This window comes from Cellulomonas sp. (genome assembly GCF_965229465.1).
Lineage (GTDB): Bacteria > Actinomycetota > Actinomycetes > Actinomycetales > Cellulomonadaceae > Cellulomonas.
Genome location: NZ_OZ245882.1, coordinates 1,330,605 through 1,355,684 on the forward strand (window position 1 = coordinate 1,330,605; position 25,080 = coordinate 1,355,684).

At 72.4% G+C, this 25,080-nt stretch carries 23 protein-coding genes, 1 tRNA gene and 1 other RNA gene; 8 read left to right on the top strand and 17 right to left on the bottom strand.

The window, feature by feature from the left end:
* Positions 1–65: 65 nt before the first annotated feature.
* On the bottom strand, positions 66–683 hold the full coding sequence (locus ACO06A_RS06270; RefSeq protein ID WP_421735177.1) for a LysE family transporter: 618 nt from the start codon (positions 681–683) through the stop codon (positions 66–68).
* 78 nt (positions 684–761) lie between these two features.
* On the opposite strand from ACO06A_RS06270, the gene ACO06A_RS06275 reads away from it, so the two are divergent.
* A complete protein-coding gene (locus ACO06A_RS06275; protein ID WP_421735178.1) occupies positions 762–1,190 on the top strand; it encodes an Lrp/AsnC family transcriptional regulator in 429 nt (142 codons plus the stop codon).
* Here ACO06A_RS06275 and ffs read toward each other — a convergent pair.
* The 7 genes from ffs to ACO06A_RS06310 form a co-directional block, all read right to left on the bottom strand.
* An RNA gene (gene ffs / locus ACO06A_RS06280) (signal recognition particle sRNA small type) lies at positions 1,187–1,283 on the bottom strand. The two genes, ACO06A_RS06275 and ffs, sit on opposite strands and share 4 nt — an antisense overlap.
* Positions 1,284–1,291: 8 nt before the next feature.
* Positions 1,292–2,221, bottom strand: coding sequence for a 1-phosphofructokinase family hexose kinase (locus tag ACO06A_RS06285; protein ID WP_421735179.1), 930 nt, complete (start codon positions 2,219–2,221; stop codon positions 1,292–1,294).
* The gene (locus ACO06A_RS06290) at positions 2,218–3,129 is read right to left on the bottom strand and encodes a carbohydrate kinase family protein (RefSeq protein ID WP_421735180.1); all 912 of its coding nucleotides are present in this window, start codon (positions 3,127–3,129) and stop codon (positions 2,218–2,220) included. The genes ACO06A_RS06285 and ACO06A_RS06290 overlap by 4 nt, the downstream gene beginning before the upstream one ends.
* Positions 3,126–4,001 carry a carbohydrate ABC transporter permease gene (locus ACO06A_RS06295; protein WP_421735181.1) on the bottom strand — a complete coding sequence of 292 codons (876 nt, stop codon included), beginning with the start codon at positions 3,999–4,001 and terminating at the stop codon, positions 3,126–3,128. The genes ACO06A_RS06290 and ACO06A_RS06295 overlap by 4 nt, the downstream gene beginning before the upstream one ends.
* Entirely contained in the window at positions 4,001–4,975 is a 975-nt protein-coding gene (locus ACO06A_RS06300; RefSeq protein WP_421735182.1) for a carbohydrate ABC transporter permease, read from the bottom strand. Before ACO06A_RS06300 ends, ACO06A_RS06295 begins: the two co-directional genes overlap by 1 nt.
* Positions 4,972–6,297 (bottom strand): ABC transporter substrate-binding protein, encoded by a 1,326-nt coding sequence (locus tag ACO06A_RS06305; protein ID WP_421735183.1) that lies wholly within the window; start codon positions 6,295–6,297, stop codon positions 4,972–4,974. Before ACO06A_RS06305 ends, ACO06A_RS06300 begins: the two co-directional genes overlap by 4 nt.
* Before the next feature lie 38 nt (positions 6,298–6,335).
* Positions 6,336–7,220, bottom strand: a complete 885-nt coding sequence (locus ACO06A_RS06310; protein WP_421735184.1) for an SIS domain-containing protein — start codon at positions 7,218–7,220, stop codon at positions 6,336–6,338.
* A gap of 135 nt (positions 7,221–7,355) precedes the next feature.
* On the opposite strand from ACO06A_RS06310, the gene ACO06A_RS06315 reads away from it, so the two are divergent.
* Positions 7,356–8,423 (top strand): amidohydrolase family protein, encoded by a 1,068-nt coding sequence (locus ACO06A_RS06315; protein WP_421735185.1) that lies wholly within the window; start codon positions 7,356–7,358, stop codon positions 8,421–8,423.
* A gap of 3 nt (positions 8,424–8,426) precedes the next feature.
* On the opposite strand, the gene ACO06A_RS06320 is transcribed toward ACO06A_RS06315, so the two are convergent.
* On the bottom strand, positions 8,427–9,278 hold the full coding sequence (locus ACO06A_RS06320; protein ID WP_421735186.1) for a class II fructose-bisphosphate aldolase: 852 nt from the start codon (positions 9,276–9,278) through the stop codon (positions 8,427–8,429).
* Complete coding sequence (locus tag ACO06A_RS06325) at positions 9,275–10,576, bottom strand: alpha-glucosidase/alpha-galactosidase (protein ID WP_421735187.1); 1,302 nt, start codon at positions 10,574–10,576, stop codon at positions 9,275–9,277. Before ACO06A_RS06325 ends, ACO06A_RS06320 begins: the two co-directional genes overlap by 4 nt.
* 87 nt (positions 10,577–10,663) lie before the next feature.
* On the opposite strand from ACO06A_RS06325, the gene ACO06A_RS06330 reads away from it, so the two are divergent.
* The 4 genes from ACO06A_RS06330 to ACO06A_RS06345 all read left to right on the top strand — a co-directional run bounded on the left by ACO06A_RS06330 (position 10,664) and on the right by ACO06A_RS06345 (position 16,459).
* Positions 10,664–11,470 carry a DeoR/GlpR family DNA-binding transcription regulator gene (locus tag ACO06A_RS06330; RefSeq protein WP_421735188.1) on the top strand — a complete coding sequence of 269 codons (807 nt, stop codon included), beginning with the start codon at positions 10,664–10,666 and terminating at the stop codon, positions 11,468–11,470.
* Between the two features lie 45 nt (positions 11,471–11,515).
* Positions 11,516–12,961, top strand: coding sequence for a Si-specific NAD(P)(+) transhydrogenase (sthA, locus tag ACO06A_RS06335; protein WP_421735189.1), 1,446 nt, complete (start codon positions 11,516–11,518; stop codon positions 12,959–12,961).
* Positions 12,962–13,077: 116 nt separating this feature from the next.
* The gene (locus ACO06A_RS06340) at positions 13,078–16,266 is read left to right on the top strand and encodes a beta-phosphoglucomutase family hydrolase (protein WP_421735190.1); all 3,189 of its coding nucleotides are present in this window, start codon (positions 13,078–13,080) and stop codon (positions 16,264–16,266) included.
* A 108-nt stretch (positions 16,267–16,374) separates the two neighbouring features.
* Positions 16,375–16,459: transfer RNA gene (locus tag ACO06A_RS06345), tRNA-Ser, on the top strand.
* Positions 16,460–16,516: 57 nt separating this feature from the next.
* Here ACO06A_RS06345 and ACO06A_RS06350 read toward each other — a convergent pair.
* Positions 16,517–17,431 (bottom strand): patatin-like phospholipase family protein, encoded by a 915-nt coding sequence (locus tag ACO06A_RS06350; RefSeq protein ID WP_421736024.1) that lies wholly within the window; start codon positions 17,429–17,431, stop codon positions 16,517–16,519.
* A 1,733-nt stretch (positions 17,432–19,164) separates the two neighbouring features.
* Here ACO06A_RS06350 and ACO06A_RS06355 point away from each other — a divergent pair.
* The gene (locus tag ACO06A_RS06355; protein ID WP_421735191.1) at positions 19,165–20,433 is read left to right on the top strand and encodes a hypothetical protein; all 1,269 of its coding nucleotides are present in this window, start codon (positions 19,165–19,167) and stop codon (positions 20,431–20,433) included.
* On the opposite strand, the gene ACO06A_RS06360 is transcribed toward ACO06A_RS06355, so the two are convergent.
* Positions 20,430–21,674, bottom strand: a complete 1,245-nt coding sequence (locus tag ACO06A_RS06360) for an NAD(P)/FAD-dependent oxidoreductase (protein WP_421735192.1) — start codon at positions 21,672–21,674, stop codon at positions 20,430–20,432. The genes ACO06A_RS06355 and ACO06A_RS06360 overlap by 4 nt on opposite strands.
* Positions 21,675–21,728: 54 nt before the next feature.
* On the bottom strand, positions 21,729–22,469 hold the full coding sequence (locus ACO06A_RS06365; protein WP_421735193.1) for a hypothetical protein: 741 nt from the start codon (positions 22,467–22,469) through the stop codon (positions 21,729–21,731).
* Positions 22,470–22,578: 109 nt separating this feature from the next.
* On the opposite strand from ACO06A_RS06365, the gene ACO06A_RS06370 reads away from it, so the two are divergent.
* Positions 22,579–23,226, top strand: a complete 648-nt coding sequence (locus ACO06A_RS06370) for a hypothetical protein (protein ID WP_421735194.1) — start codon at positions 22,579–22,581, stop codon at positions 23,224–23,226.
* Here the strand turns inward: ACO06A_RS06370 and ACO06A_RS06375 are convergent.
* From ACO06A_RS06375 to ACO06A_RS06390, 4 genes are read right to left on the bottom strand one after another with little or no spacing between them, the layout of a single operon-like run.
* Positions 23,210–23,614 carry a VOC family protein gene (locus ACO06A_RS06375; protein WP_421735195.1) on the bottom strand — a complete coding sequence of 135 codons (405 nt, stop codon included), beginning with the start codon at positions 23,612–23,614 and terminating at the stop codon, positions 23,210–23,212. The genes ACO06A_RS06370 and ACO06A_RS06375 overlap by 17 nt on opposite strands.
* A 10-nt stretch (positions 23,615–23,624) precedes the next feature.
* Positions 23,625–24,065, bottom strand: a complete 441-nt coding sequence (locus ACO06A_RS06380) for a helix-turn-helix transcriptional regulator (RefSeq protein ID WP_421735196.1) — start codon at positions 24,063–24,065, stop codon at positions 23,625–23,627.
* Positions 24,062–24,400: a hypothetical protein gene (locus ACO06A_RS06385; RefSeq protein WP_421735197.1), complete on the bottom strand. Its 339-nt coding sequence runs from the start codon at positions 24,398–24,400 to the stop codon at positions 24,062–24,064. Before ACO06A_RS06385 ends, ACO06A_RS06380 begins: the two co-directional genes overlap by 4 nt.
* A complete protein-coding gene (locus tag ACO06A_RS06390; protein ID WP_421735198.1) occupies positions 24,397–24,969 on the bottom strand; it encodes an NADPH-dependent FMN reductase in 573 nt (190 codons plus the stop codon). Before ACO06A_RS06390 ends, ACO06A_RS06385 begins: the two co-directional genes overlap by 4 nt.
* Between the last annotated feature and the right edge of the window lie 111 nt (positions 24,970–25,080).

The following is a 25,080-nucleotide window of genomic DNA, read 5'->3' on the forward strand; positions in this document are numbered from 1 at the left end:
AAGACCGTTCAACCACGACGTACGGGTCGCAGCCTGCCGGTCGCCGCGCCGGGCTCCCGCCGCGCTCAGACGACCAGCGCGACGCCGGCGAGCACCACCGCCAGCGCCCCCAGCACCGAGACGGCGACGCGCGCGCGGACCGGGACACGCGGGCCGAGCAGGCCGCTCCCGACCGCCAGCAGCAGCTGCCACACGAGGGACGCCACCCCGGCACCCAGGACGAACACGACGACCGACGCCGCCCTGTCGACACCCGCGGCGAGACCGACCGCCACGGTGGTGAACGTGACCGCCGTCAGCGGGTTGACCGCGGTGAGCCCGACGAAGCGCACGTAGGCGCTCAGGGGCGACGACGTCCCGGCGGACGACGGGATCTCCACCAGCGGCCGGCGTGCGGCTCGGACCGACGCGACCAGTCCGCCGGTCCCCACGAGCACGAGCACGACCGCCCCGGCCCCTCGGACGAGCGCCGCGTGCTCGCCCAGCACGCGGCTGACGGGCGCACCGACCGCGACCGCCACGACGGCGTACGCGAGGTCCACGGTCGCGATGCCGCACGCCGCTGCGACCGCCACCCGGACCCCGTCGACCAGGCCGGTGCGCAGCAGGAGGACGCCCACCGGCCCGACGGGCATCGCGACCGACAGCCCGGCCAGCACGCCGACGACGAGCACGGAGACCATGCGACGAGCATCGGCGCACAGGCCTCGGGCGTCATCGCGATACTGCGCGATCCGCCGTCGGGCTGCGATCATCGCCGGATGGACCCGATCGACGACGCGATCCTCCGCGAGCTCACCGCAGATGCGCGGCTGCCGTTCCGGGAGCTCGGCGCGCGGGTGGGCCTCAGCGCCAACGCCGCGGCGAACCGGGTGCGGAGGCTGGTCGAGGACCGCACCATCCGGAGGTTCACCATCGTGACCGACGCGTCACCGACCCGCCCCGGCGCAGGGCTGGAGGTGCTGATCGAGGTGCGCCTCGCCGACGGGACCACCAACGAGGCATTCACGGCAGCGCTGGACGCCGGGTTCCCGCAGGTGCTGGACGCCGTGCACGTCACCGGCTCGTACGACTACCTGCTGCACGCGTTCGTCGCCGACCCCGTCGCGCTGGACCTGCTGGTCCGGCGGCTCAAGCGGGAGGCGGGGGCGGGCCAGACGTTCACACGGCTGGCGCTCCGAGGGCATTGAAGGACCCCCCGCACACCCGCCAGAGCTCACCTGCCCTTGCTGCCTTCCGGCCCTGGGGGAGTTCAGCGAGATGACGCCGCACGAGGGGTCTGCCGGAAATCCTAACCCGTCTCGTCGGTGAGGATGACACCGTCGGCCAGCCGCGCGAGCGTCGGGAGGTCGAACCGGGCCGCCCCCGGCACGAGCGCGTTCGCGGCACCGGCGGCCGTCGCCAGACGCAGCGCGTCCGACAGGTCCAGCCCCTCGTCGAGCGCCCGGACCAGCGCACCGAGCAGCGAGTCTCCGCTGCCCACCGGGAACGCGCCGACCACGCCCGGCAGCGACGCGTGCAGGGTGCGCGAGCCGTCGGTGGCGCGGACCCCCGCGATGCCGTCGGTCACCACGACGAGGCCGCCCGTGCGCACGTGCAGGGCGTCCACGATCGCCGCCAGCGGCGTGCTCACGGCGAGGTCGAGGACCTCGCACGCCTCCGTGCGGTTGACCTTGAGCAGGTCCGGCGACGTGTCCTCCAGCAGCCCGCGGAGCGCAGGGCCGTGGCTGTCGACGGCCAGACTGACGCCGGCGCGGGCGACGACCGCCGCCAGCCGGACCAGGGCGTCGGCCCCGAGCGACGCCGGCACGCTGCCGCTGACCAGGCACCACCCGGGACGCCCTGCGAGCAGGTCGCCGAGGGTGTCGAGGAACGCGGAGTAGGCGTCGGGCAGCACCGGCGCCGCGTGCTCGTAGATCTCGGTCAACCCGTCGTCGGACCGCGCGAGCACGCTCACGCACGTGCGGGTGAGCCCGCCCCCGTCGACCACCCGCAGGTCGACCCCGTCGGCGCGGGCGAGGTCCGCGACCGTCGTCCCGGCGCCGCCGCCCAGCACCGCGACGGCCGCGACCGACGAGCCCAGCGCCGCCGCCGCCCGGGCCGCGTTCAGCGCCTTGCCGCCCGCCACCCGGTGCACCTCGAGCGGACGCTGGATCCCGGTCAGCTGCTCGACGACGTAGGTGACGTCCAGCGACGGGCTGACCGCCGCCGCCGTGATCATGCGGCCCCGAGGTCGGCGAGCGTGGCCTGGCGGCCGGTGCCGCCGCTGCCGAGCGTGGACAGCGATCCCGCCGCTGCGGCCCAGCGCAGCCGCTCGGCCTCGTCGGCGACCCCGTGCGCGAGGGCGGCGAGGTAGCCGGCGTCGAAGCTGTCGCCCGCCCCGGTGGTGTCGACGACGTCGACCGGCAGGCCGGGCGCGTGCGCGAGGGAGCCCGCGGAGTCGACGGACCAGCCACCGTCGGCTCCGGCCTTGACCACGACGCGGGGGCCTCGCTGGGCCAGCTGCCGCGCGATGTCGACGTCGGCGCCGGACCCGAGGGCGCGGAGCTCGGACAGGTTGGGGAGGAAGACGTCGACGTGCGGCAGGAGCTCGAGGACGCCCGCCCACCGCGCCGCCGGGTCCCAGTTGGTGTCGAGGCTGACGGTGACGCCTGCCGCGCGGACCTCCGCCAGGAGCACGGGCAGCTCGGCGGCGAGCACGGGCTGGAGGAAGTAGGAGGCGACGTGGAGGTGGGTCGCACCGGTCGCCGCGAGCGCAGCCCGGACCGCCGCGGCACGCAGGGTCGGGATGGTGCCCGGCACGGTGAGGATCGCGCGGTCGTCGGGCGCGGACAGGATGACGGACAGCCCGGTCGGCAGGTCCGGGTCCACCGCGACGTGCGTCGTCGAGACCACCGCAGCCGCGAGCGCGTCGAGCTGGAACCGGCCGAAGGCGTCGTCGCCCACCCGCGCCACCAGGTGCGTCGGCACCCCCAGGCGCGCCAGGCCGCACGCCACGATCGACGCGCTGCCGCCCAGCACCAGCTCACCGGAGTCGAGCAGCTGCTCGGCCTGCCCGAACCGGGGCACGACGTCGCCGCGGAGCACGAGGTCCACGTTGGCGTCGCCGGCGACCAGCACCGGCCTCATCCCTTGAGCCCCGAGAACGTCATGGTCGCGATGAACTGCTTCTGGGCGAGCACGAAGAAGGCGATCAGCGGGAGCGTCGCGACGACGTTGCCGGCCATGAGCAGCGACCAGTCCGTGCGGCGGTCGCCCTGGAAGTTGGTGATGCCCAGCTGGAGCGTGAAGCTGCTCGGGTCGTTGATCGCGATGAGCGGCCAGACCAGGTCGTTCCACGAGCCCAGCAGCGTGAAGATCGCCAGGGTCGCCATCGCCGGCTTGGCCAGCGGGAGCACGATCCGCCAGAACACCGCGAGGCGGGAGCAGCCGTCGAGCACCGCGGCCTCCTCCAGCTCGGCGGGCAGCGACAGGAAGAACTGCCGCATGAGGAAGATGCCGAACGCGGACGCCAGCCACGGCACGATCGCCGCGCCGAGGGTGTCGATGAGCCCGACCCTGGCGAACATCACGTACGTCGGGACCATCAGCAGCTGGGTCGGGATCATGATCGTCGCGACGATCGCCAGGAAGCCGAACGTCCGGCCGGGGAACCTCAGGCGCGCGAACCCGTAGCCGGCCAGCGAGCACAGGACCAGGTGCGACAGGACGCCGACGGTCGAGACGATCGCGGTGTTGAGCAGCCAGCGCAGGATGTCGGACTCGGCGAACAGCTTGGTGAAGCCGTCGAGGGTCAATGACGACGGGATCAGCCGCGGCGGGAACTTGTTGATCTCGGACGCCGGTGTCAGGGCCGTGAGGAACATCTGCACGAACGGCAGGGCGAACAGCAGGGCGACCGGGGCGAGCAGGACGTGCCACCCCCAGTGCCTGCGGCCAGGACGGCGCGGGGCCGCCACGTCGGAGGGGACCGGTGTGCGCGACAGCATCTCGACGGCCATCAGAACGCCTCCACCTTCGCCCGCCGGGAGTACAAGACGACCCCGCCGGTGATGACCAGCGTCACGGCGAACAGGCCGTAGGCGACCGCCGAGGCGTACCCGAACTCGAGGGACTTGAACGCCGTCTGCCACAGGTAGTAGACGATCGTCTGCGTCGCGTCGAGCGGTCCGCCGCGCGTCGTGGTGTAGACGAGGTCGAACAGCTGAATGGCCCCGATCACCTGCCACACCGTGACGAAGACCGTGACAGGCGCCAGCTGCGGGAAGGTGACGTGCCAGAACGACTGCCAGCGGTTGGCACCGTCGATCCGGGCCGCCTCGAGCAGCTCGCCGGGGATGTCCTGGAGCGCCGCGAGGTAGATCACGGTGGTGAACGCCGCCTGCCCCCACAACGACATGAGCGTGATGACGACCATCGCCTGCGACGGGTCCTCGAGCCATCCCTGCTGCGGCAGGTGCAACGCGCGCAGGACGGTGTTGGCCAGCCCGAACTGGGGGTTGAACAGGTAGGTGGTGAGGATGCCGGTCGCGGCGGCGGACGCGACGAACGGCAGGAAGATCGCGGTCCGGTAGAAGCCGATGAGGAACAGCGAGCGGTTCAGCAGGATCGCCAGGGCCATGCCCATCAGCACCGACGCCGGCACGAACAGGGCGGTGTAGAGGACGGTGTGCCCGACCGCGTCGCGCAGGGCGGCGTCCGTGACCATCTGCTGGTAGTTGCCGATGCCCACCCACGTCGGCGTCGAGAAGCCGTCCCAGCTCTGGAGCGACAGCCAGAACGCCCAGGCCGCGGGGAAGATCGACAGGCCGAGCACGATGAGCATCGCCGGGGCGACGAACCCCCAGCCCTGGAGCCCCGCCCTCCGGCGCTCCGCACGCCTGCCCGGACGGGTCGCCGCCGCGCGCGGCGCGTGGGCCTGCGGCAGCATCGCGCTGCGCCGCCGCGCCGGGGCCGTCGCGCTCGCCATCGTCATCCTCCGAGACCCTGCGTCGCCGTGGCCGCGGCCTCCTTCAGCGCCTCGCCCGGATCTCCCTGACCCTGCATGACCTGCGAGATCGCCGACCCGATGGCCTCGGAGAGCGTGACGTAGCCCTTGACCGTGGGGCGAGCGTGCTTGGAGTTGACCATGTTGGCCGCCATGACGTCGAGACCCGGAAGAGCCTCGACCTGGGCCAGGAACTCGGGAGACTCGGCTTCCGTCGCGCGCAGGGGAAGGTTGCCGTACGCCACGTTCCACCGGATGTCCTGCTCGGCCGACGTCAGCCACCTGGCCAGCTCGTACGACCAGTGCGCGCGGTTGGCGTCCTTGTGGTCGAACAGCACCCACAGGTCCGGGCCGGAGACGCTCTCGTGGTTGCCGTCGACTCCGGGCAGCGGGACGACCCCGTAGGAGGTCTTCGCCGTCTGGAGGTCGTACAGGGTCCAGGGGCCCGACGTGATCATGCCGATCCGGTCGCTGGCGAACAGCTGGGCGGCCTTGGTGTCGGTCTGGTCGAGGTAGATGCTCTTGTCGTCGACCGCCATGTCGCGCAGCAGCGTCAGGGCCGTCACGCCCGCGTCGGAGTCGAACGTCGCCGTCGACTGGTCGTCGGAGAGGATCTCGCCGCCGTTCTGCCACAGGTGCGGCCAGAACTGCCAGGTGGTCTCCTCGGAGCCGGAGACCGAGTAGCCATACCCGTACGTGTTGGTGCTCGGGTCGGTCAGCTGCTTGGCGGCCGCGCGGAAGTCGTCCCAGGTCCAGTCGGCCGTCGGGTAGTCGAGGCCGGCAGCGTCGAAGACGGTGGTGTTGTAGATGAGCGTGAGGTTGTCGACGACGGCCGGGAAGCCGATCGTCGTGCCGCCCCCGGGCTGCGCGGTCTGCTGCGCCGCGCCCGGGAACTCGTCCCAGGCCACGTCCGGGTCAGCCACCTGGTCGGTGATGTCGAGCGTGCGCTTCGAGGCCTGGAGCTCGCTGGCCCACGAGCCGTACGCGTAGGAGATGTCCGGGTAGGTGTTGCCCGCGAACCCCGCGGAGAGCTTCTGGAGCAGCTCGTCGGTGGACGGGGCGCCCGAGGAGATGTCGACCGTGACGTTCGGGTGCTCGTCCTCGAAGTCTGCGGCCAGCCCCTCCAGGATCGTCTCGGCCTGGTCCGCCTGGCCGGTCCACCAGGTGATGGTCGTCTCGGCGTCGGGGTCGAAGGTGGTGGCCCCCGGCGCGCTGCCGCCGGAGCAGGCGGTCACGGACAGGGAGGCGACGACGGCGGTGGCGGCCGTCAGGGCGGCGAGGCGGTTCCGGTGCGAGCGTTGGGGTGTCAACGTCGTGTCTCCTCGAGTCGGTGGCGCGCGGTCTTTGGTCAGTGCAGGACGACGGAGCGGGTCAGGTGGCGGGGAGAGTCCGGGTTCAGGCCGCGGCTCTCGGCGAGCGCGACGGCGAAGCGCTGGGCCTGCACCAGCTGGACCAGCGGGTCCTCGTCGGTGGCCAGGACGCGGGCGCCCGTGGCCTCGATGTCGGCCACGATGGCGGGGTCCGCCGTGCCGAAGATGGTGACCAGCGAGCCGGGGTGGGCGACGGCGATGGGGCCGTGCCGGTAGTCGAGCAGCGGGTAGGACTCGGACCACGCCTGGGCGGCCTCACGGACCTTGAGGGCGGCCTCCTGCGCGAGCCCGTGGGTCCAGCCGGTGCCGAGGTAGACCACGTGGTCGACGCCGTCGACCGCCACCGGGTAGGGTGCGTCGAGGGCCCGCTGGACGGCGGCCACCAGGTGGTCCGTGGTCTCGCCGAACGCGGCGCGGGCGATCGCCAGGGTCGTCGTCGGGAAGCGCGTCTGCACGACGGAGTCCTCGTCGGCGTAGTCGAGCAGCAGGACGTGGTCGGCGCGGCGGGCGATCGGGCTGTCCTCGACGCCGACGATCGCGGCGACCTCGGTGCCCGGCTCGACCAGGTCGAGGGCCGCGAGGACCTCGCTGGTCGTGCCCGACCGGCTGATCACCAGCACGCGGTCGTAGGTGCGGCCCGGCCGCCACTCGGAGGCGTAGGCCGCGTCCGTCAACCCCAGGCCGGCCTGCTCCCGCAGTGCTGCGAGGGACTCGGCGACGAACGCGCTGGTGCCGCACCCGAGCACCAGGACCCGGTGGCCGGGAGCGCCGAAGATCGCGCCGGTCGTGGCGGCGTCCCGGAGGGCGCGGGCCCAGACGGTGGGCTGGCTGGCGATCTCTCGCGCGGTGATGCTCGTGCTCACGGGTGCGGCCTCTCTGCTCCGGCGACCGGGTTGCTCTCGGCGCCGTGTGCGCAATACTGCGTACCGGAGTGATCGATCCGCAATGAAACTGCGGCAAACGCTCACTATTGCTGAGCGCCTGGGAGGACCCTGCTTGTGGCTACGCCCGACTGGACCGCCGCCGCACACCTTCGCCTGGCGGACTGGCACCCCCGCAGCAGGCTCGCCGCACCGACGACGCACGTGGACCGCAGCGCCGTGGCCTGCATCGACGTGCACAACCACCTGGGCCGCTGGCTGACCCCACCGGGCTGGACGGCACCGTCCGTGGACGGGCTGCTCGCACTGATGGACCGCCGCAACGTGGCGACGGTCGTCAACCTGGACGGGATGCACGGCGACGAGCTGGAGGCCAACCTCGACCGGTACGACCGCGCGCACCCGACCCGGTTCGCCACGTTCTGCCAGCTCGACTGGACCCTGCTCGCACACGCCGACGGGCCCGGGCTGCTCGCCGCTCAGCTGCGCGACTGCGCCCGTTGGGGAGCCCGAGGCGTGAAGGTGTGGAAGAACCTGGGCCTCGCCGTCCGCGACGTCACGGGAGCGCTCGTCCTGCCCGACGACCCGCGCGTGGTCGGCGTCCTCACGCTGGCCGGCTCGCTGGGCCTGCCGGTGCTCATCCACACCGCGGACCCGATCGCGTTCTTCGACCCGGTCGACGCGTCCAACGAGCGCCTCGACGAGCTCCAGGCCAACCCGGACTGGTGGTTCGGCGACCGCGCGGTGCACCCGACGTTCGACCGGCTGCTCACGGCGCTGGAGACGCTGGTGCTGGCGACGCCCGGGACCACCTACATCGGCGCGCACGTCGGCTGCTGCGCCGAGGACCTCGACCGGGTGGAGCGCCTGCTGGCGGCCGCGCCGAACTGGAACGTCGACCTCGGGGGCCGGATGGCGGAGCTCGGCCGGCAGCCGCGACGGACCCGGCGCCTGATCGACCGCTTCGGGGACCGGGTGCTGTTCGGCACCGACGCGTTCCCGCTCACGGACGAGGCGCTCACCACGCACTTCCGGTTCCTGGAGACCGACGACGAGGCGTTCGAGTACGCACCGGGCGAGGCCGTGCCGCCGCAGGGTCGTTGGACGGTCTCCGCGCTGGGGCTGTCGGGCGCGGCGCTCGAGGCCGTGTACGCGGGGAACGCCCGGCGGGTGCTGGGGCTCTGAGCCTCAGGCGGCGCGGATCGCCGCGCACGTGGCCGCGACGGTGGCGGCGATCGCCTCGCGGGCCGGCGCGAGGTACCGGCGGGGGTCGGTGAGGTCGTCGTCGGCCGCCAGCGCCCGCCGTACCTGGGCGGTCAGCGCGACGTTGAGGGCCGTCCCGATGTTGATCTTGCGGATGCCCGCACGGACCGCGTCCTGGAGCGTCGCCGCCGGCACTCCCGAGGACCCGTGCAGCACCAGCGGGACCGGGACCGCGGCCGCCAGCCGGGCGATCAGGTCCAGGTCGAGGTGCGCCGTCGCGGTGGTCATCGCGTGCTCCGAGCCGACCGCCACCGCGAGCGCATCGACACCCGTCGCCGCGACGAAGGCCGCGGCCTCGCGCGGGTCGGTCCGCACCCCCGGCGCGTGGGCACCGTCCTTCCCGCCGACCTCGCCCAGCTCCGCCTCGACCCACAGCCCCACGCCGTGGGCGGCCCGGGACAGCGCGGCCGTCGTCGCCACGTTCTCCTCGTACCCCAGACGGGAGGCGTCGACCATCACCGACGAGACGCCGAGGCCCCGCGCTCGCGTCACCGCGTCCCGCAGCAGACCGGCGTCCTGGAGGTGGTCCAGGTGCAGCGCGACCGGCACGGTCGCCTGCTGGGCGAGCTCGCGGCAGGCCGCCAGCAGGGGTCCGAGGAGGTCCTGACGGAACCGCACGGCGTTCTCGCTGACCTGGAGCAGGCCCGGCAGGCCGGCACGTTCCAGCCCGGAGACGATCCCCTCGGCGTGCTCGAGCGTGATGACGTTGAACGCGAGGACCGCCGTGCCCGTGGCGATCGCGTCGTCGACGAGGTCCCGCGTGCGCGCAGCGGTCACAGGAGCGCCCGGAGCGGTTCGGGCAGCAGGTCGCCGTGGGCGACGACGAGGTCGTTGCACAGGTCCCAGATCTGCGCGGGCGTCAGGGTGGAGCTGGCGTTCCCGTCCACCAGCACCGCCTGCCGGACCAGGCGGGGGTCGCCCGTGCGGGCGGCCTCGACGGCCAGCTCGGCGACGGACAGGTAGGTCCGGTTGAGCGCCGCGCACTGGACCGGGAGGGGTCCCATCGCGATCGGCACCACGCCGAAGCCGTCGACGTGCGCGGGGACCTCGACGGCCGCGCCCGCGGGGAGGTTGTCGATGAGCCCGTGGTTGGGCACGTTCACGTGGATCTCGCGCGTGGTGCCGGTCAGGATCGAGTGGATGATCTGGGGCGCGTACTCGGACGCGCCGCCCTCGAGGGGCAGGCTCGTGCCCTCGCGGAGGAGCGTCTTGGCCTCCTCGTACTCGGCCACGTTCTCGCGGCTGATCCCGATGTACTGGAGCGGCTCGATGCGGAAGCGCTCGACCTGCTCGTCGTCCCGCAGGAACCAGGACAGGTACTCCGACGAGTGCTCGCTGGTCTCGGTCGGGTAGTAGCCGATGCGCCGGAAGATCTCGACGCGTACCCGCCGCTCGAGCTCGGGGTCGGCGGCGATGCGCTCCCGCAGACGGGGGTAGAGGTCCTCCCCGTCCGCGGTCGTCCAGTCGCGCAGCCAGGACTGGTGGTTCACGCCGAACGCGCGGTACCGGGTCTGCTCGACGTCCAGCCCGAGCAGCTCGGCCAGGTCGTGCGCGGTCCAGTAGACGGAGTGGCACAGCCCGTAGGTGCGGATGTCGGGGGCGACGACGGACGCCCACCAGACGTTCATGGCCATGGGGTTCGTGTAGTTGAGCAGCAGCGCGTCCGGGCAGACCGCCCGCATGTCCTGGAGGATCGCGGTGAGCACGGGGAAGGTGCGCAGGGCGCGGAAGACCCCGCCGACGCCCGTCGTGTCGCCGATCGTCTGACGCAGCCCGTGGCGGGCGGGGATCTCCAGGTCAGCGATCGTCGCGTCGATGCCGCCCACCTGGATCATGTTGATGACGAAGTCCGCGCCGTCGAGGGCGGTGGTGCGGTCTCCGGTGGCGCTGATCCGCGCGGGGTGGCCCAGCTGCTCGACCAACCGGTGGGCCGTGCCCTCGGCCACGGCGAGCCGGGCGGGGTCGACGTCGTGCAGCGCGAGCTCCAGGTCGAGGTCCCCGAAGCGCAGCAGGTCCGCCACCAGCTGGCGGGTGAACACGACGCTGCCGGCGCCGACGAACGCGATCTTGGCCATGCTGGGATGATCGCCGCGCTGATCGATTCGTGCAAGAATTCTGTGTTCGATCAGTCGAAGTGATCATTCTGAGTGAGCGGAGTGGAGATGTCGGTGGCCGAGGACGTCCCCCGGGCGACGTCGCGCAAGCGCTCGGACCGCATGCTGGCGGTGCTCGGACTGCTCGAGTCCGGTGACACGGTCACGCTCGCGGAGCTGACGCGCACGCTCGCGGTCTCGTCGGCCACCGTGCGACGCGACCTGGCCGACCTCGAGGAGCAGGGCCTCCTGGTGCGCACCCACGGCGGTGCCCGTGCCTTCGCCGCCGCGCGGACCGAGGTTCCCGTGCGGCTGCGCGACTCGCAGTTCCGGCTGGCCAAGCAGCGGATCGCCCGGCGAGCGGCGGAGCTCATCCCGACCGGCCCGTACAGCGTCGCCATCAGCGGCGGCACGACCACCGCCGAGGTGGCGAAGGTGCTGGCCAACCGCCCGGACCTGGCCATCGTCACCAACGCCCTGACCACCGCGATGGAGATCGCGTCGCGGCCCAACCTCAAGGTGATCATGACCGGCGGCGTGGTGCGGTCGACGTCGTTCGAGGCCGTCGGCGTGCTGGCCGAGAACACCTTCAACGCGATCAACGTCGGCACCGCGATCCTGGGCACCGACGGCATCAGCGCCGCGGGCGGCGCGACCACCCACGACGAGACCGAGGCCCGGACCAACAACGCGATGGTGTGCCACGCCCAGCGGGTGATCGTGGTCGCGGACGGGTCCAAGGTCGGGCGCGTGACCCTGGCGAAGATGGCCGACCTCGCGCAGGTCCACGTCCTCGTCACCGACGCGACCGCCGACGCCGACGAGCTCGCCCGGATCGTGGCCGCGGGCGTCGACGTGATCGTCGTGGAGACGTAACCCCGCCGACTCACGCGACCGCACCTTTGTGGGCAGACTGCCCATATGGCGACTGACGAGGTTCCCAGCGAGGCCGGCGAGACTCGGTACGACTACGACCTCGTCGTGATCGGCACCGGACCTGGCGGGCAGAAGGCCGCGATCGCGGCCGCCAAGCTCGGGCACCAGGTCGCCATCATCGAGCGCCGGAACATGATGGGCGGGGTCTCCGCCAACACGGGCACCATCCCGAGCAAGACCCTGCGTGAGGCCGTCATGTACCTGACGGGCATGGCGCAGCGCGAGGTGTACGGCGCCAGCTACCGCGTGAAGTCCGACATCACGATGGAGGACCTGTTCGCGCGCACCCAGCACGTGATCGGCCGGGAGCACGAGGTCATCCGGGCCCAGCTGCTGCGCAACCACATCGACATCCTCAGCGGCACAGGCTCCTTCGTGGACGCCCACACGCTCGGGGTGCTCGACGACGACGGGATCCGCCGCACGCAGGTCACCGCGCGGTTCGTCGTCATCGCCACCGGGTCGCGTCCGCACCGACCGGACACCGTGCAGTTCGACGGGCGCACCGTCCTCGACTCCGACGGCGTGCTCGCGCTCGAGAAGGTGCCCAACTCGATGGTGGTGGTCGGGGCCGGGATCATCGGCATCGAGTACGCGTCGATGTTCGCCGCCCTGGGCACCCGCGTCACCGTCATCGACAAGCGACCCGCGATGCTCGAGATGTGCGACCCCGAGGTGGCCGAATCGCTCAAGTTCCACCTGCGGGACCTGTCGGTGTCGTTCCGGTTCGGCGAGGAGGTGTCGGGCGTGGACAGCAACACGCACGGCACGGTGACGCGGCTGGCGTCCGGCAAGCGGATCGCCGCCGACGCCGTCATGTACTCCGCGGGCCGCCAGGGCCAGACGGACTCGCTCACCCTGTCGGCCGCCGGCCTGTCCGCCGACTCCCGTGGGCGCATCTCCGTCGACGACCAGTACCGCACCGAGGTCCCGCACATCTTCGCCGTCGGCGACGTCATCGGGTTCCCGGCGCTCGCGGCGACGAGCATGGACCAGGGGCGCCTCGCGGCGTACCACGCGTTCGACGAGCCCGCCCGCGAGCTCCAGTCCGTGCAACCCATCGGCATCTACACGATCCCCGAGATCTCGTACTGCGGTCGCACCGAGGAGGAGCTCACGACGCAGGCCGTCCCGTACGAGGTCGGCGTCGCGCGCTACCGGGAGCTGGCCCGCGGGCAGATCGTCGGCGACTCCTACGGGATGCTCAAGCTCCTGGTGCACACCGAGACGCGCGAGCTGCTGGGCGTCCACATCTTCGGGACCTCCGCCACGGACCTCGTGCACATCGGCCAGGCGATCATGGCGTGCGGCGGGACCGTCGACTACCTCGTCGACACCGTGCTGAACTACCCGACCCTGTCCGAGGCGTACAAGGTCGCGGCGCTCGACGCGACGAACAAGATCCGCCAGGTGGCCCGGTTCAGCCTCTGACGCGCTCTGGAGGTTGACGCGCCGCGCTGGAGTCCCGACGATCGAAGTCGTACGGCGCCCCGACCCGACTGAATGGCCAGCCGGGCGGCGGCGGGCGTCGGCCGCGGAGGATCGTCATGACCTCGCCCGTCTCGCTGCGCGACTTCGACGCGGTCCTCTTCGACCTCGACGGCGTCCTGACCACCACCCGCACGGTCCACGCGGCGGCGTGGAAGCGCATGTTCGACGAGTTCCTCGCCGAGTGGGACGCGACCCACGGGACGCACCTGCCGGCGTTCGACGAGCTGTCCGACTACGCCTCCGCGGTCGACGGCAAGCCGCGCGAGATCGGCGTCCGCGACTTCCTGGCCTCCCGCGGCATCACGCTCCCACCCGGCACGCCCGACGCGCCGGCCGAGGAGCAGTCCGAGTGGGGGCTGGGCAACCGCAAGCAGATCCTCGTCGAGGACGAGATCGCCCGGAACGGCGTCGAGGCGTTCCCCGGCTCGGTCGCCTGGGTGCGCGAGCTGCGGGAGGCCGGCCTGCGGACCGCGGTGGTGTCGAGCAGCCGCAACTGCGCGGCGGCCCTCGAGGCGGCGGGGATCGCGAACCTGTTCGACGCCCGGGTCGACGGCGAGACGATCCTCGAGCTGGGGCTGCGCGGCAAGCCGGCACCGGACGGGTTCCTCGAGGGAGCACGCCGCGTCGGCGTGACCCCGGAGCGCGCCGTCGTCGTCGAGGACGCCGTCGCGGGCGTCGCGGCGGGCCATGCAGGACGGTTCGGCCTCGTCATCGGCGTCAACCGCGACAACCACACCGCCGAGCTCTTGGCCAACGGCGCCGACGTGGTGGTGGACGACCTCGGCGAGCTGCTCGCCGCGCCCGACGACGCGCTGCACCGCTCCGGCCCGCGCCGCCACCGGCTGATGGCGGCGGCGCGGCGCATCGTCGCGGCCTCCTCCGACTACCCCGCCGACCCGTGGCAGCTGGTCGAGCGGTCGTACAACCCGGGGTTCGTCGAGCAGACCGAGACCCTGTTCGCCCTGTCCAACGGGTTCCTCGGCATCCGCGGGTCCTTCGAGGAGGGCACCCCCTCGTTCACCCCCGGCACGCTGCTCAACGGGTTCCACGAGACGTGGCCGATCGTGTACCCGGAGACCGCGTTCGGGTTCGCGACGACGGGCCAGACGATCCAGCCGGTGCCGGACGGGACCACGATCCGGCTGCTCGTCGACGAGGACCCGGTGACCTGCGAGACCACCGAGGTCGACAGCTTCGAGCGCGTCCTGGACATGCGCCGAGGGGTGCTCACCCGCACGGTCGTGTTCCGCCTGCGCGACGGTCGGCGGTTCCGGGTGCACACCGAACGGCTCGTGTCGCTCGCCCGCCGGCACCTCGCGTGCCTCCGCTACGAGGTCACGGCCCTCGATGCGCCAGGGCGGCTCCTCATCGCGTCCGAGCTGGTGACGCCCGTGGCCCACGCGTCGACCGACGACGTCGCACTCGACCCGCGCCAGAGCCGCGCGCTCGCCCACGACGGCCTGCAGCCGGACGTCGAGCAGGTGGACGGCATGCGCGTCGTCCGGACCTACCGGACGCAGAGCAGCGGGCTGGCGGTGGCGTCAGCCATGGACCACGAGGTCGACGCGCCGGGCGTCGCGCACGTCCGCACCTCGCTGGACGCCACCCGCGCGAACGTCGTCGTCGAGGTGGACGCGCAGGTCGGCGTCCCCGTCGGGCTGACCAAGTGGCTGGGCTACCACTACGGCGCGGAGGGCTGCGCCGAGCTGGCGGATCGGGCGAGCCTCACGATCCACCAGGCGAGGGCGGCGGGCCGCAAGGCCGTCGTCGCGGAGCACGAGCGCGAGGTCGCCGACTTCTGGGAGCGCAGCGAGGTCGTGTGGGAGGGCGCGAGCGCCGCGCAGCAGGCGCTGCACGTCAGCCAGTTCGCCCTGCTCCAGGCATCGTGGCGCAGCGAGGGCCACGGTGTGCCGTCGAAGGGCCTCACCGGCACCGGCTACGAAGGCCACTACTTCTGGGACACCGAGGCGTACCTGCTGCCGTTCCTCATCCACACGTCCCCCGACGTGGCGCGCAGCCTGCTCATGCACCGCGTGCGCATGCTGCCCGACGCGCGACGGCGGGCCGCCGCGGTGGGGTGCTCGGGCGCCCTCTTCCCGTGGCGCACCATCAACGGCGAGGAGGCGTCCGCCTACTACGCGGCGGGCACCGCGCAGTACCACATCAACGCCGACATCGCGTATGCCCTGGAGCAGTACGTCGAGGTCACGGGGGACACCGAGCTGCTCGTCGAGCACGGCGCCGAGCTGCTCGTCGAGACGGCCCGGATGTGGGTGGACCTCGGGTTCTTCTCCGACCGGCTCGACGGTCAGTTCGTGATCCACAAGGTCACGGGACCCGACGAGTACTCGACCGTCGTCGACAACAACCTGTTCACCAACGTGATGGCAGCGCAGAACATGCGGGCGGCCGCCGACGCGGTGGCGCGGCTGCGGGCCGAGTGGCCGGCGGACCTGCAGCGGCTCGTGGAGCGCGTCGGCCTGCGCGACGACGAGGAGGGCCGGTGGCGGCGCGCCGCCGAGCGGATCTACGTGCCGTACGACGAACGGGCGGGCGTGCACCTGCAGGACGAGAACTTCCTCGAGCTGCCGCTCTGGGACTTCGCCGGCACCCCCGAGGACAACTACCCGCTGCTGCTGCACTACCACCCGCTGCACATCTACCGGCACCAGGTCATCAAGCAGGCCGACGTGGTGCTGGCCACCGTGCTGCTGCCCGACCGGTTCACGGCCGAGGAGCGCCGCCGCATCTTCGAGTACTACGACCCGCTGACCACGGGCGACTCGTCGCTGTCGGAGTGCATCCAGGCGATCGCCGCCGTCGACGTGGGCAAGTACCGGACAGCCGAGGAGTACCTCGTCGACGCGGTCGCCGTCGACATCGCCGACACGGCGGGCAACCTGCGCGACGGCGTGCACGTCGCCTCCGCCGGGGGCACCTGGATGGCGCTCGTGCAGGGGTTCGCCGGCTACCGGTGGCACGGCACGCGGTTCGCGCCGATGCTCCCGACCCGCGGACGACGGCTGCGGTTCCCGCTCCGGATCCGCGGCTCCGTGCTCCAGGTGGACATCGAGCCGGAGCTCGTCACCTACACGGTCCTGTCCGGCGGTCCGGTGTCGGCGTCCCACCACGGGGAGCCGTTCACGGTGTCATCGGGCTCGCCCGTGTCGTTCTCCGGCGTCTTCCACACGAGCGACGACGGTGCGCCCGTCGAGGGCGAGCCCGCGGCGTTGTCGAGGTCCTGATCACCGCCGGCTGACGTGCACGGGGGTGCGCGCCGGTCGGGTAGTCTTGTCCGGCGTCCTCAGGGGTCCACGGCACCGGCTGTTCGGTGCCAGGACCACCTGCGGCCAGGAGGATTCGCCTAGTGGCCTATGGCGCACGCTTGGAAAGCGTGTTGGGTGAAAGCCCTCGGGGGTTCGAATCCCCCATCCTCCGCACACCGAAGGGCCCGTGAGCAGCAGCTCACGGGCCCTTCGTCATGATGGCCGGGCGTCAGCGCCAGAACTCGGTGAGCCGCTCGACCAGGGATCTGCCCTGATCACGGCCGGCCTGGGCGGCCGCCGGACGCAGCGACGGGTCCATCGCGTTGGCGCCGAACAGGTGGTCCGAGGCGCTGTCCGGGACGATTGTCTCGACCCTGCTGCCCCCCGCACGGAGCTCGTCGACCTGCGCTGCCAGCTGCGTGCCCCACTCGGGCGGGTACAGCGAACGACCGCTGAGCGGCGAGAGCACGAGCACCCGGTGGTACCCGGCCGCCAGGTCGGCATTCTCGGCGTTGGACCGGTAGCCGCCGTCGATGTACCAGCCGTCCCCGATGCTGAAGGCGGAGCCGCCGCCGGACGTGCTGGCGGCGACGGCGTCGACCAGGTCGACCCCGCTGTGGCGGTCGAAGACGACCGGGTCGCCCGTCCGGGCATCGACGGCCGTGATGAGCACCGCCCGTCGGGGCCAGTCCTGGGTGGGCAACCGCGCGGCGACGATGTCGCGCCACCGCTGCGGCCAGGAGCCGTCCGACGCGGCGACCGTGGCGAGGGCCGCCGCGCCCATCCTTCGGCGCAGGTCTGCCTGGTCGTCGGCCTCGGCGATGATCCGCCTGAACCTCTCCAGATGATCGGTGACCGGCCGGGCACCCACGGGACCGGTCCGCGGCGGGGGTACGGCGGCAAGGACGGCGGCGAGGAGCTCGGTCGGGCTCGCGCCGGCCAGCTGGGCTGCGGCCGTCGCGCCCGCCGACGTGCCGATGGTCAGGTCGGCGCTGGTCACGTCCAGGCCGGCGTCGAACAGGCCGGCGATGACGCCGATCAGCCACGCGTTGCCCGTCGATCCACCGCCGCCGAGGACCAACGCTCGTTCGCGCGCGGCCGTCGTCGACGGGGAGCTCAGGGGTGAGGAAGGTGCGGTGTTCATGGGAGTCGCCTCTCGCGAGCTGCTGGCGGGCGCTCCCGGTGGCGACTGAGTCAGCCGCGCGATCGTGGAAGGCAGGGGAGCACCACTGTGGACACTGCGTTCACGGGTCTCACCTCCTGCCCAGGGATCGTCGATCTGCGGCACTGTCGCACACCCGCTGTGGCGGCGACAACGGGAATCCTGGTCAGGCCGTCGCGTTCCAGCCGTCGACGAATGCCACGAGCAGCTCCCCTTCGGTCCCCGTCGGTTCACCGAAGGTGTCGAGGTCCTCCACCACGAGCCCGGCGGAGGTGACCAGCCGGAACCCGATCCCCGTCCCGGGACGCACCTCGACCTCGACGCCGACGGGCGTGCCTGCCAGTGCCGCGCCGAGGTCGTGAGCCTGCTCGAGCGTGAGGTCCGTCGTCCTGCGTCCAGCCCGTTCGCGTCCACGGTCGCGGTTGTCAGGAGGGTTCCCCACGGCGGTACGGAGAGTGCGTCGAGGACGGGCAGGAACGCCGCCGGCCGCCCGCCGGAGGAGGACACCGCGAGCCGGTCGTCGGCCGTCCGGATCGTTAGCTCGACACCGCCGTACGTCGGTCCCTCGCCGACGGCGGCGTACATCGCGGCCAGCGTGGCCAGGTCGGCGACGGTGACCTGCGCCGAGTCCGGGGACACCACGGCGCTCACCACGGGTCCCGCTGCGGTCAGCTCGGTCAGGAGGGAGTCGGCGGCCGTGTGGTCGCCCGAGCCGGTCGTGGTGACGTTCCCGAACTGCACGGTGGTGGCCACCGTCGGGGCGGCCCGGCGGGCGAGCGCCTCGACAGCCGGGGTCTCGTCGACGCCGACCCGGACGTCGAGGGTGGTGTCGGTGAGCCGGGCCGCCGTGACGGGGTACTCGGCGAGCACCGCCTCGTACGCGGCGCGCGGACCGGTCGCACCCGTGGCGCGGTCCGCGACGACGGAGAACGTCTCGGCCTCGTCTCGCACCGTCAGCAGGTTCCCCGCCCGCAGGTCCTTCGCCGCGAGCAGGGTCCGGAGCTCGTCGAACACGACGAGGAAGTCGTCCGGACCGGTCACTGTGACCCCGGCCTCGTCGCGGCCCGACGCCTCGACGGCGGTGAACTCGGTCGCCGCGGTGCTGCGGCCGACGTGGTCGGCGAGCTGGATCATCGCGACGTTGGCCGCCGTGGCCCCGGGGAAGACGGCGAACCGCGCGGCGAAGTCGCCCCTGGTGTACCCGATCGTGAACGTCGCCGACACCCGGGACTCGAAGCTGGTGGCGCGGCGCGCGACGTCGGCGATCTGCGCCACCGTGGCGTCGGGCTCGACGACGACCCCCGCCCACAGGGTGCCGCTCCAGGGCAGGTCGTTGTTGGAGTTCAGGTCCAGGCTGTCCACGTGCTCGGTGTCGGCCATCCACAGCCGGAACTCCGCCGCGGCCTCCGACCCGGCGTCGACCGACGCGCAGGCCGTCACCCCGGTCATCGTGAGGCCGACGAGCAGGGCGAGAAGAAGGCGGGCACGACGGATCACGGAGTCCTCCAAGGACCGAACCCCTCGAGTGGGCCTCGCGCCGCGGTGCGACGTGCGCCCATCGGTTCGTTCGGGGACCGCGCGAACCTACGCCCACCCGAGCCGGTCGGGTGCGTCCGCGCCGGGCTCGGTCGGTTACGGTGTGCTGCCCTTGCGCCTTGAGGTGCGTGTCTGCTGCGCGCGATCCGCTGCACCCACCACCCGCACGAGGAGTCTCCGTGGCCACCGATCACCGAGCACGGCAGCGCCCGAACGCCCCGGCAGGGCCACCGACCTCGACCGACGAGCCCCTGTCGACGAGCGGGATCGCACTGCGTGGCTCCCTCGTGGCCGGCGGGCTCTACCTGGTCTGGCTCGGCGGGCACGGCTCGCCGTTCCCCGGCACCTTCGGCGGGGACGACCGCAACGCCTGGGTGCTCGCGGGGCCGGGCGCCTGGACGGCGCAGTCGGTGGTCGTGCTGGCTGCCGGCGTGCTCGCGGTGCTCTTCGGAGGTGCCGGCCTGCTGTCCGCCGCGCCGTTCGGGGGCACATCGTTCCGAGCGCGACTGCGCGCCCGGAACGACGTGATCCTCTTCGCTCTCTGCGGCGTGCTCTTCACGGCGGCGCTCGTCGCGCTCGTGGTGCTCTGGTCGACCGGTGTGGCATTCCGCACGTACGAGGTCGACGACTCCCCGGCGGGCGGGGCGATGTACGGCATCCTCATCGGCGTCTGCGCGATCGTGGCCGGCGTCGGCTGGGCGATGGTCGTCTCCTTCGTGCGCGGGCCGGCCCGGACACTCGCGCCGGGCGACAACCTCCCGACGGCGCGCCTGATCCTGCGACCCTTCGGCTACCTCGCCATCGGCCTGGTCTGGCTGGCGCTCTGGCTCGTCATCCTGGCGCTCGCCGCGGCGCTTCCCGTCGCGCTCTCCGACCGTGACCCGATCGGGCTCGCGGACGTGCCGCTGTCGCAGAGCGTGGGGATCGTGCACCTGCAGGAGAACCCGCTCAAGCTCGTCGCGGTCGTCGTCCTGCTCGGGCCGGTGCTCGCCGCGATCTTCGGCTGGGTCGTCGTGATGTTCCCGCTCACGGCGTGGCCGCTCGCGGCGCTCTCGTTCGTGTACGCGGCCCGCTCGCTGCGTCCCAGCTACGCCGGCGAACCGCTGTCGGCGACGTCGACCACCGACGAGGCGGTCGGGCAGCCGACGGCGACGACCACCGCCCTGTCGCTCCTGCCGGTCCGCAGCAGCCGACTCACCGACGTCCTGAGGACGGCCTACCTCGCCGGCTGGACGCCCTCGTTCGCGATGATCCGCTCGTGCTTCTGGCTCGGGCTCGGCTACCTGTTCTTCACCGTCTGGAGCGCGTGGCCCGTGACCGACGCGACCCTCGTCGTGCTGTTCTCCGCCATCAGCCTCGGGCTCGCCGGGTACACCGTGTTCCGGCTCGTCGGCCTCGCCCGCGCGGTCCCGACCCGACCGGTGCGCCCGCGCGCTCGCAAGGCCTAGGCGGTCTCAGAGTCGGTCGGTCGTGAGAGCCACGCGATCGCGCCCTGCGCCGCGACCACGCCGGTGCTGAACGACGCCTGGAGCAGGTACCCACCGGTGGGCGCCTCCCAGCCGAGCATCTCCCCCGCGACGAACGTGCCCGGAACACGGCGCAGCATCAGCGACTCGTCGACCTCGTCCCACGCGATCCCGCCCGCCGTCGAGATCGCCCGGCCGATCGGCATCGGCGCGGTGACCACCACCGGCACCGCCTTGACCAGCGGGGCCGTCGTGGCGGCGTCGGTCGGCAGCGGTCCCCCGCTCGACTCGCGCAGCAGCGAGATCCCGACCGGGTCGAGCCCGATCGAGCGGCGCAGCCAGGTCGAACCGGAGTCCTTCGGGCGGCGGCGATCCTCGAGGCGCTCAGCCAGCTGGTCGACCGTCAGGTCCGGGCGCAGGTCGACCTCGAGGACGCAGCGCCCGTCGGTGTCGACGGCGTCGCGGATCGCGGCGCCGATCGCGTAGACCGGGCCGCCCTCGAGCCCGGTCCGGGTCACCATCGCGTCGCCGCGCGCCGGGCGTGCGGTGTGACCGCGGACGGTGAGCGCCACGTGCTTCAGCGGCGTCCCCTCGAAGCGGTCCGCGAACGTGCCGGTCCACTCGACCCGGACCCCGACGTTCGCGGGCCGCAACGGCGTCACCGCCACCCCCCGCTCGGAGAACGGTCCCAGCCAGCCGCCGTCGGAGCCCAGCCGCGGCCAGGATGCCCCGCCGAGCGCGAAGATCGCCGCGTCGGTCGTCACCTCGACCTCCGCGCCGTCGGCCCCCGTGAACCGCAGGCCGCCGGGGTGCTCCGTCCAGCCGAGCCACCGGTGCCGTCGCTCGATCCGGACGCCGAGGTCTGCCAGGCGTGCCAGCCAGGCGCGGACCAGCGGAGTGGCGCGGAATGACCGCGGGAACACGCGCCCGCTCGACCCGACGAACGTGGGTTCACCGAGGCCGGCGCACCAGTCGCGCACGTCCTGGGGGCCGAACACCTCGAGCATCGGCGCGAGGTGCTGGGCCGCGGTGCCGTACCGCGCCAGGAACGACTCGCGATCCTCGGAGTGCGTGATGTTCAGCCCGCCGTGGCCCGCCAGCAGGAACTTGCGGCCGGGCGAGGGCATCCGGTCGTAGACCGTGACCGTCACACCGGCGCGGGCCAGCACCTCGGCGGCGATCAGCCCCGCGGGTCCGCCGCCGATCACGGTGGCGGTGCTCATCGACCGGGCCGGGCCGAGCGGGCGGGGTGCACGCGCTGACGCTAGCCCACCGGGTCAGCCGCCGTGCTGCCCCGGGCCCCTCGTCCGCTGCACCGTGAGCTCGTAGGTGACGTCGACGACCGTGTTCTGCACCGGGTCGGCCGCCTCGATGACTCCTTCGATGTGGAGGGTGTGCGCGCCCAGCCGCAGCGACCGCAACGTCACGTAGTAGCCGGCATCGACGCAGGGACCCAGGAGGAACGGTCCGTCGGGCAGACCCGGCACGCCGAGCGCGGCGAACAGGTTGTCGGCAGGCATCGGCACCGAGAAGAGGCGTGACTCCTCGTAGCGGAGCTCGCTGCGGCGCAGCGCGGTGCCGTCGACCGTCACGCGCAGCCCCGTGGCCGCGTCCTTGAACCCCGCGACCTGGGCCCGCAGGTACTCCTCGGTCCGTTGCTCGGGCGGGTCGTCCGGGAACGAGAAGGATCCGAGGTTCACCACGGGAAAGACAACCTTCTTCCCGTACGGGATCGTGCACTCGCGCGTGACGGGGCCGACGAGGGAGCCGGCGAGGAACCAGGTCCGGCCGCGCTGGCCCTCGTCGCAGAACTCTCCGGTTGTGTCCGTCAGCGGGTTGGTCGAGGCCGGCTGCGCGAGGGCCCACTGCCAGAACTCGGCCCCCGTCGTGCCGTACCGGTGGCCGCCGCCGTCGTGTGCCAGGGCCGGACCGGCCGGTGCCAGGAGGGCGAGGATCAGGAGCGCCAGGACCAGCACTCTCGCTCGCGTCCTGCGGGGTCGGTGCATGAGGAACGTCATCGTGTCCTCCCCGGCCACGTCGACGGGACCTGCGTCCGCCCAGCGTCGACCCGTTCCGCCGCGGTGGTCAACCCCCTAGCGTGGCTCCCAGCGCCGGAGGGAGACGACGATGTCCGAGCCACCCGTGATCCCGTCGCCGGCCGTGCGCGCCCAGATCCTGGCCACCGAGCACTGGAGCCTGCTGGGCACTCGGAGCACGTTGTGGTCCGAGGTGATGAGCCGGATCACAATCCACCTGACCGTCGTGTCGGCGTCGCTGGTCGTGCTGGCGCTCGTCGCGCAGACCTCCGGGTTCGGCACCCCGTTCCGGATCTTGTCGATCGGGCTCGCGTCGGTCGCCCTGATCCTCGGCACGTTGACGGCCGTCCGCGTGATGAACGCGAGCCACGACGACAGCGCCCTCATCCTCGGCATGAACCGCATCCGCGCGGCGTACGTGGCTCTCGACCCGGGCGTCGCCGACTACCTGGTGACGTCGTGGGAGGACGGCCGGACCGGTCTGATGGGCACGTACACGATGGGCCTGCGCCGCTCCACCCTCAGCCACGTCATCGGGAGCACGTCGATGTTCGTGAACGTGGTGAACTCGCTGGTCGCGGGCACCCTGGGCGCCCTGGTGGCGAACGCGGCCGGTGCGTCCGCCACCGTGACAGCCGTCGTCGGCTCCGTCTGCGGCCTGGCCTACCTCGGCGCGTGGATGGAGTACGGCCGCCGCACCTTCGCCGAACCCGGTGCCGGCGTCACTGAGCCTGGTTGATCCGGACCATGTTCCCGGACGGGTCCCGGAACGCGCAGTCGCGCGGGCCCCAGTCCTGCTGGATCGGCTCCTGGAGGACCTCGGCGCCGGAGGAGCGCAGGTTCTCGAACGTGGCATCGAGGTCGTCCGTGCTGAAGACCAGCATCGGCAGGACGCCCTTGGTGAGCAGCTCTTGCATCACGTCCCCGTCGGCCTGGGAGCGGCCGGCGTGCGGGTCGGACAGGACGATGCCGAGGCCGGGCTGGGCGTCGGTGCCGAGGGTCACCCAGCGGTGCGCGCCGGAGGACACGTCGTTCTGGACCTTGAGGCCGAGTGCGTCGCCGTAGAAGGCGATGGCCTCGTCGACGTCGTTGACGGTGACGTTGGTGTACTGGAGTGAGATCGTCATGACGACGACGTTAGGACGCGGCCCCGGCCGAGGCTTCTCGAATCCTGCTCGATGCGTCGCGTGCCGGCCGCGTGTGCGTCTTGACCACGCAGGTGGGCATCGCCTTCACCGCCGCGTGCTCGTGGCGCCGGTAGGCCGTGGGGCTCTCGCCGACGATCTCGGTGAACCGCGAGCTGAACGAGCCGAGCGACGTACAGCCGACCGCCATGCACGCGTCCGTGACGCTCATGCCCCCGCGCAGCAGCGCCATCGCGCGCTCGATCCGGCGGGTCATCAGGTAGCTGTACGGCGTCTCGCCGTAGGCCGCACGGAACTTCCGGGAGAAGTGCGCGGGGGACATCAGCGCCTTCTGGGCCATGGTCGGGACGTCGAGAGGCTGGGCGTAGTCGCGGTCGATCAGGTCCCGGGCGCGGCGCAGGTGCGCGAGGTTCTCGAGCTCCTCCGGGGTCATTTTCCGACCGTAGCATCAGGCTCCGACGGCGTCTCGGGGCTGTCGGACGGCTCGCGCCGGGCGACCGCGAGAACGTGCCGACGCTCGAACGTGACCGCGTCGCCCGCGCGCAGCCCGCGCAGCTCGGCCGGGTCGGAGCGCAGGCTCCCCACCAGCTCCTCCTCGCCGACGGCGGTCACGCGGACCCAGACGCGTTCCCGGAGCCCGTCACGCGGCACGATCACCAGCTTGACGGCGTCCCCCACCTGCAACGCGGACGCCGCCTCGGGCACCCCGGCATGCCGCTCGACCGCGTCCGCAAGGCTCCACGGGGTCGATCGTCGGAACAGGTTCACCCGCGCGGCAGCACGGTCAGGACCCGCACCAGGTGGTCGTGGAACTCGGACATGAACCCGCGCAGGAAGTCGGCGGTCGCCTCGCTGTGGACCGCGCCGTCGGGGGTGAACACGTCCGGCGAGTAGTGGATGTAGGCCTCCGGGGATGTCATCTGGCGGGCGTTGCAGAAGCTCAGCACCGCGCGCAGGCTCTGCTGGCCTACCGCGGTTCCGATGGCCCCGACCGACGCCCCGATGACCGCGGCAGGCATGTGGTCGAACGAGTTCTGGCCCCACGGTCGCGACGCCCAGTCGATGGCGTTCTTCAGGGCACCGGGGATCGACCGGTTGTACTCCGGCGAGACGAACAGGACCGCGTCCACCGCGCCGATGGACGCCTTGAGCGCCGCGGCCTCGGGCGGGTAGTCCGCGTCGAAGTCCGGGCTGTACAGGGGCAGGTTGCCGATGGGCAGCTCGACGAACTCGAGGTCGTCGGGCGCGAGGCGGATGAGCGCCTTGGACAGCACCCGGTTGATGGACGTGGACGAGAGGCTTCCGACGAAGTACCCGACCATGTAGGTGCGCGGCATGGTGTGTTCCGTTCCCGGCGACCGTGCGGCCGTCGACGTCGACGAGTGCACGAACCTGTCGCGCTCCACGCTACGTCCGCGGCGCGCTGAGTACATTGCGAGACGGCAGGC

Bases quoted from the DNA above. Each gene is read 5' to 3' on its own strand.
- ACO06A_RS06295 (WP_421735181.1), bottom strand. From the start codon at position 4,001: ATGGCCGTCGAGATGCTGTCGCGCACACCGGTCCCCTCCGACGTGGCG.
- ACO06A_RS06330 (WP_421735188.1), top strand. From the start codon at position 10,664: ATGTCGGTGGCCGAGGACGTCCCCCGGGCGACGTCGCGCAAGCGCTCG.
- ACO06A_RS06340 (WP_421735190.1), top strand. From the start codon at position 13,078: ATGACCTCGCCCGTCTCGCTGCGCGACTTCGACGCGGTCCTCTTCGAC.
- ACO06A_RS06325 (WP_421735187.1), bottom strand. From the start codon at position 10,576: ATGGCCAAGATCGCGTTCGTCGGCGCCGGCAGCGTCGTGTTCACCCGC.
- ACO06A_RS06365 (WP_421735193.1), bottom strand. From the start codon at position 22,469: ATGACGTTCCTCATGCACCGACCCCGCAGGACGCGAGCGAGAGTGCTG.
- ACO06A_RS06370 (WP_421735194.1), top strand. From the start codon at position 22,579: ATGTCCGAGCCACCCGTGATCCCGTCGCCGGCCGTGCGCGCCCAGATC.
- ACO06A_RS06290 (WP_421735180.1), bottom strand. From the start codon at position 3,129: ATGAGGCCGGTGCTGGTCGCCGGCGACGCCAACGTGGACCTCGTGCTC.
- ACO06A_RS06350 (WP_421736024.1), bottom strand. From the start codon at position 17,431: ATGAACACCGCACCTTCCTCACCCCTGAGCTCCCCGTCGACGACGGCC.
- ACO06A_RS06390 (WP_421735198.1), bottom strand. From the start codon at position 24,969: ATGCCGCGCACCTACATGGTCGGGTACTTCGTCGGAAGCCTCTCGTCC.
- ACO06A_RS06285 (WP_421735179.1), bottom strand. From the start codon at position 2,221: ATGATCACGGCGGCGGCGGTCAGCCCGTCGCTGGACGTCACCTACGTC.
- ACO06A_RS06380 (WP_421735196.1), bottom strand. From the start codon at position 24,065: ATGACCCCGGAGGAGCTCGAGAACCTCGCGCACCTGCGCCGCGCCCGG.
- ACO06A_RS06275 (WP_421735178.1), top strand. From the start codon at position 762: ATGGACCCGATCGACGACGCGATCCTCCGCGAGCTCACCGCAGATGCG.
- sthA (WP_421735189.1), top strand. From the start codon at position 11,516: ATGGCGACTGACGAGGTTCCCAGCGAGGCCGGCGAGACTCGGTACGAC.
- ACO06A_RS06300 (WP_421735182.1), bottom strand. From the start codon at position 4,975: ATGACGATGGCGAGCGCGACGGCCCCGGCGCGGCGGCGCAGCGCGATG.
- ACO06A_RS06375 (WP_421735195.1), bottom strand. From the start codon at position 23,614: ATGACGATCTCACTCCAGTACACCAACGTCACCGTCAACGACGTCGAC.
- ACO06A_RS06360 (WP_421735192.1), bottom strand. From the start codon at position 21,674: ATGAGCACCGCCACCGTGATCGGCGGCGGACCCGCGGGGCTGATCGCC.
- ACO06A_RS06270 (WP_421735177.1), bottom strand. From the start codon at position 683: ATGGTCTCCGTGCTCGTCGTCGGCGTGCTGGCCGGGCTGTCGGTCGCG.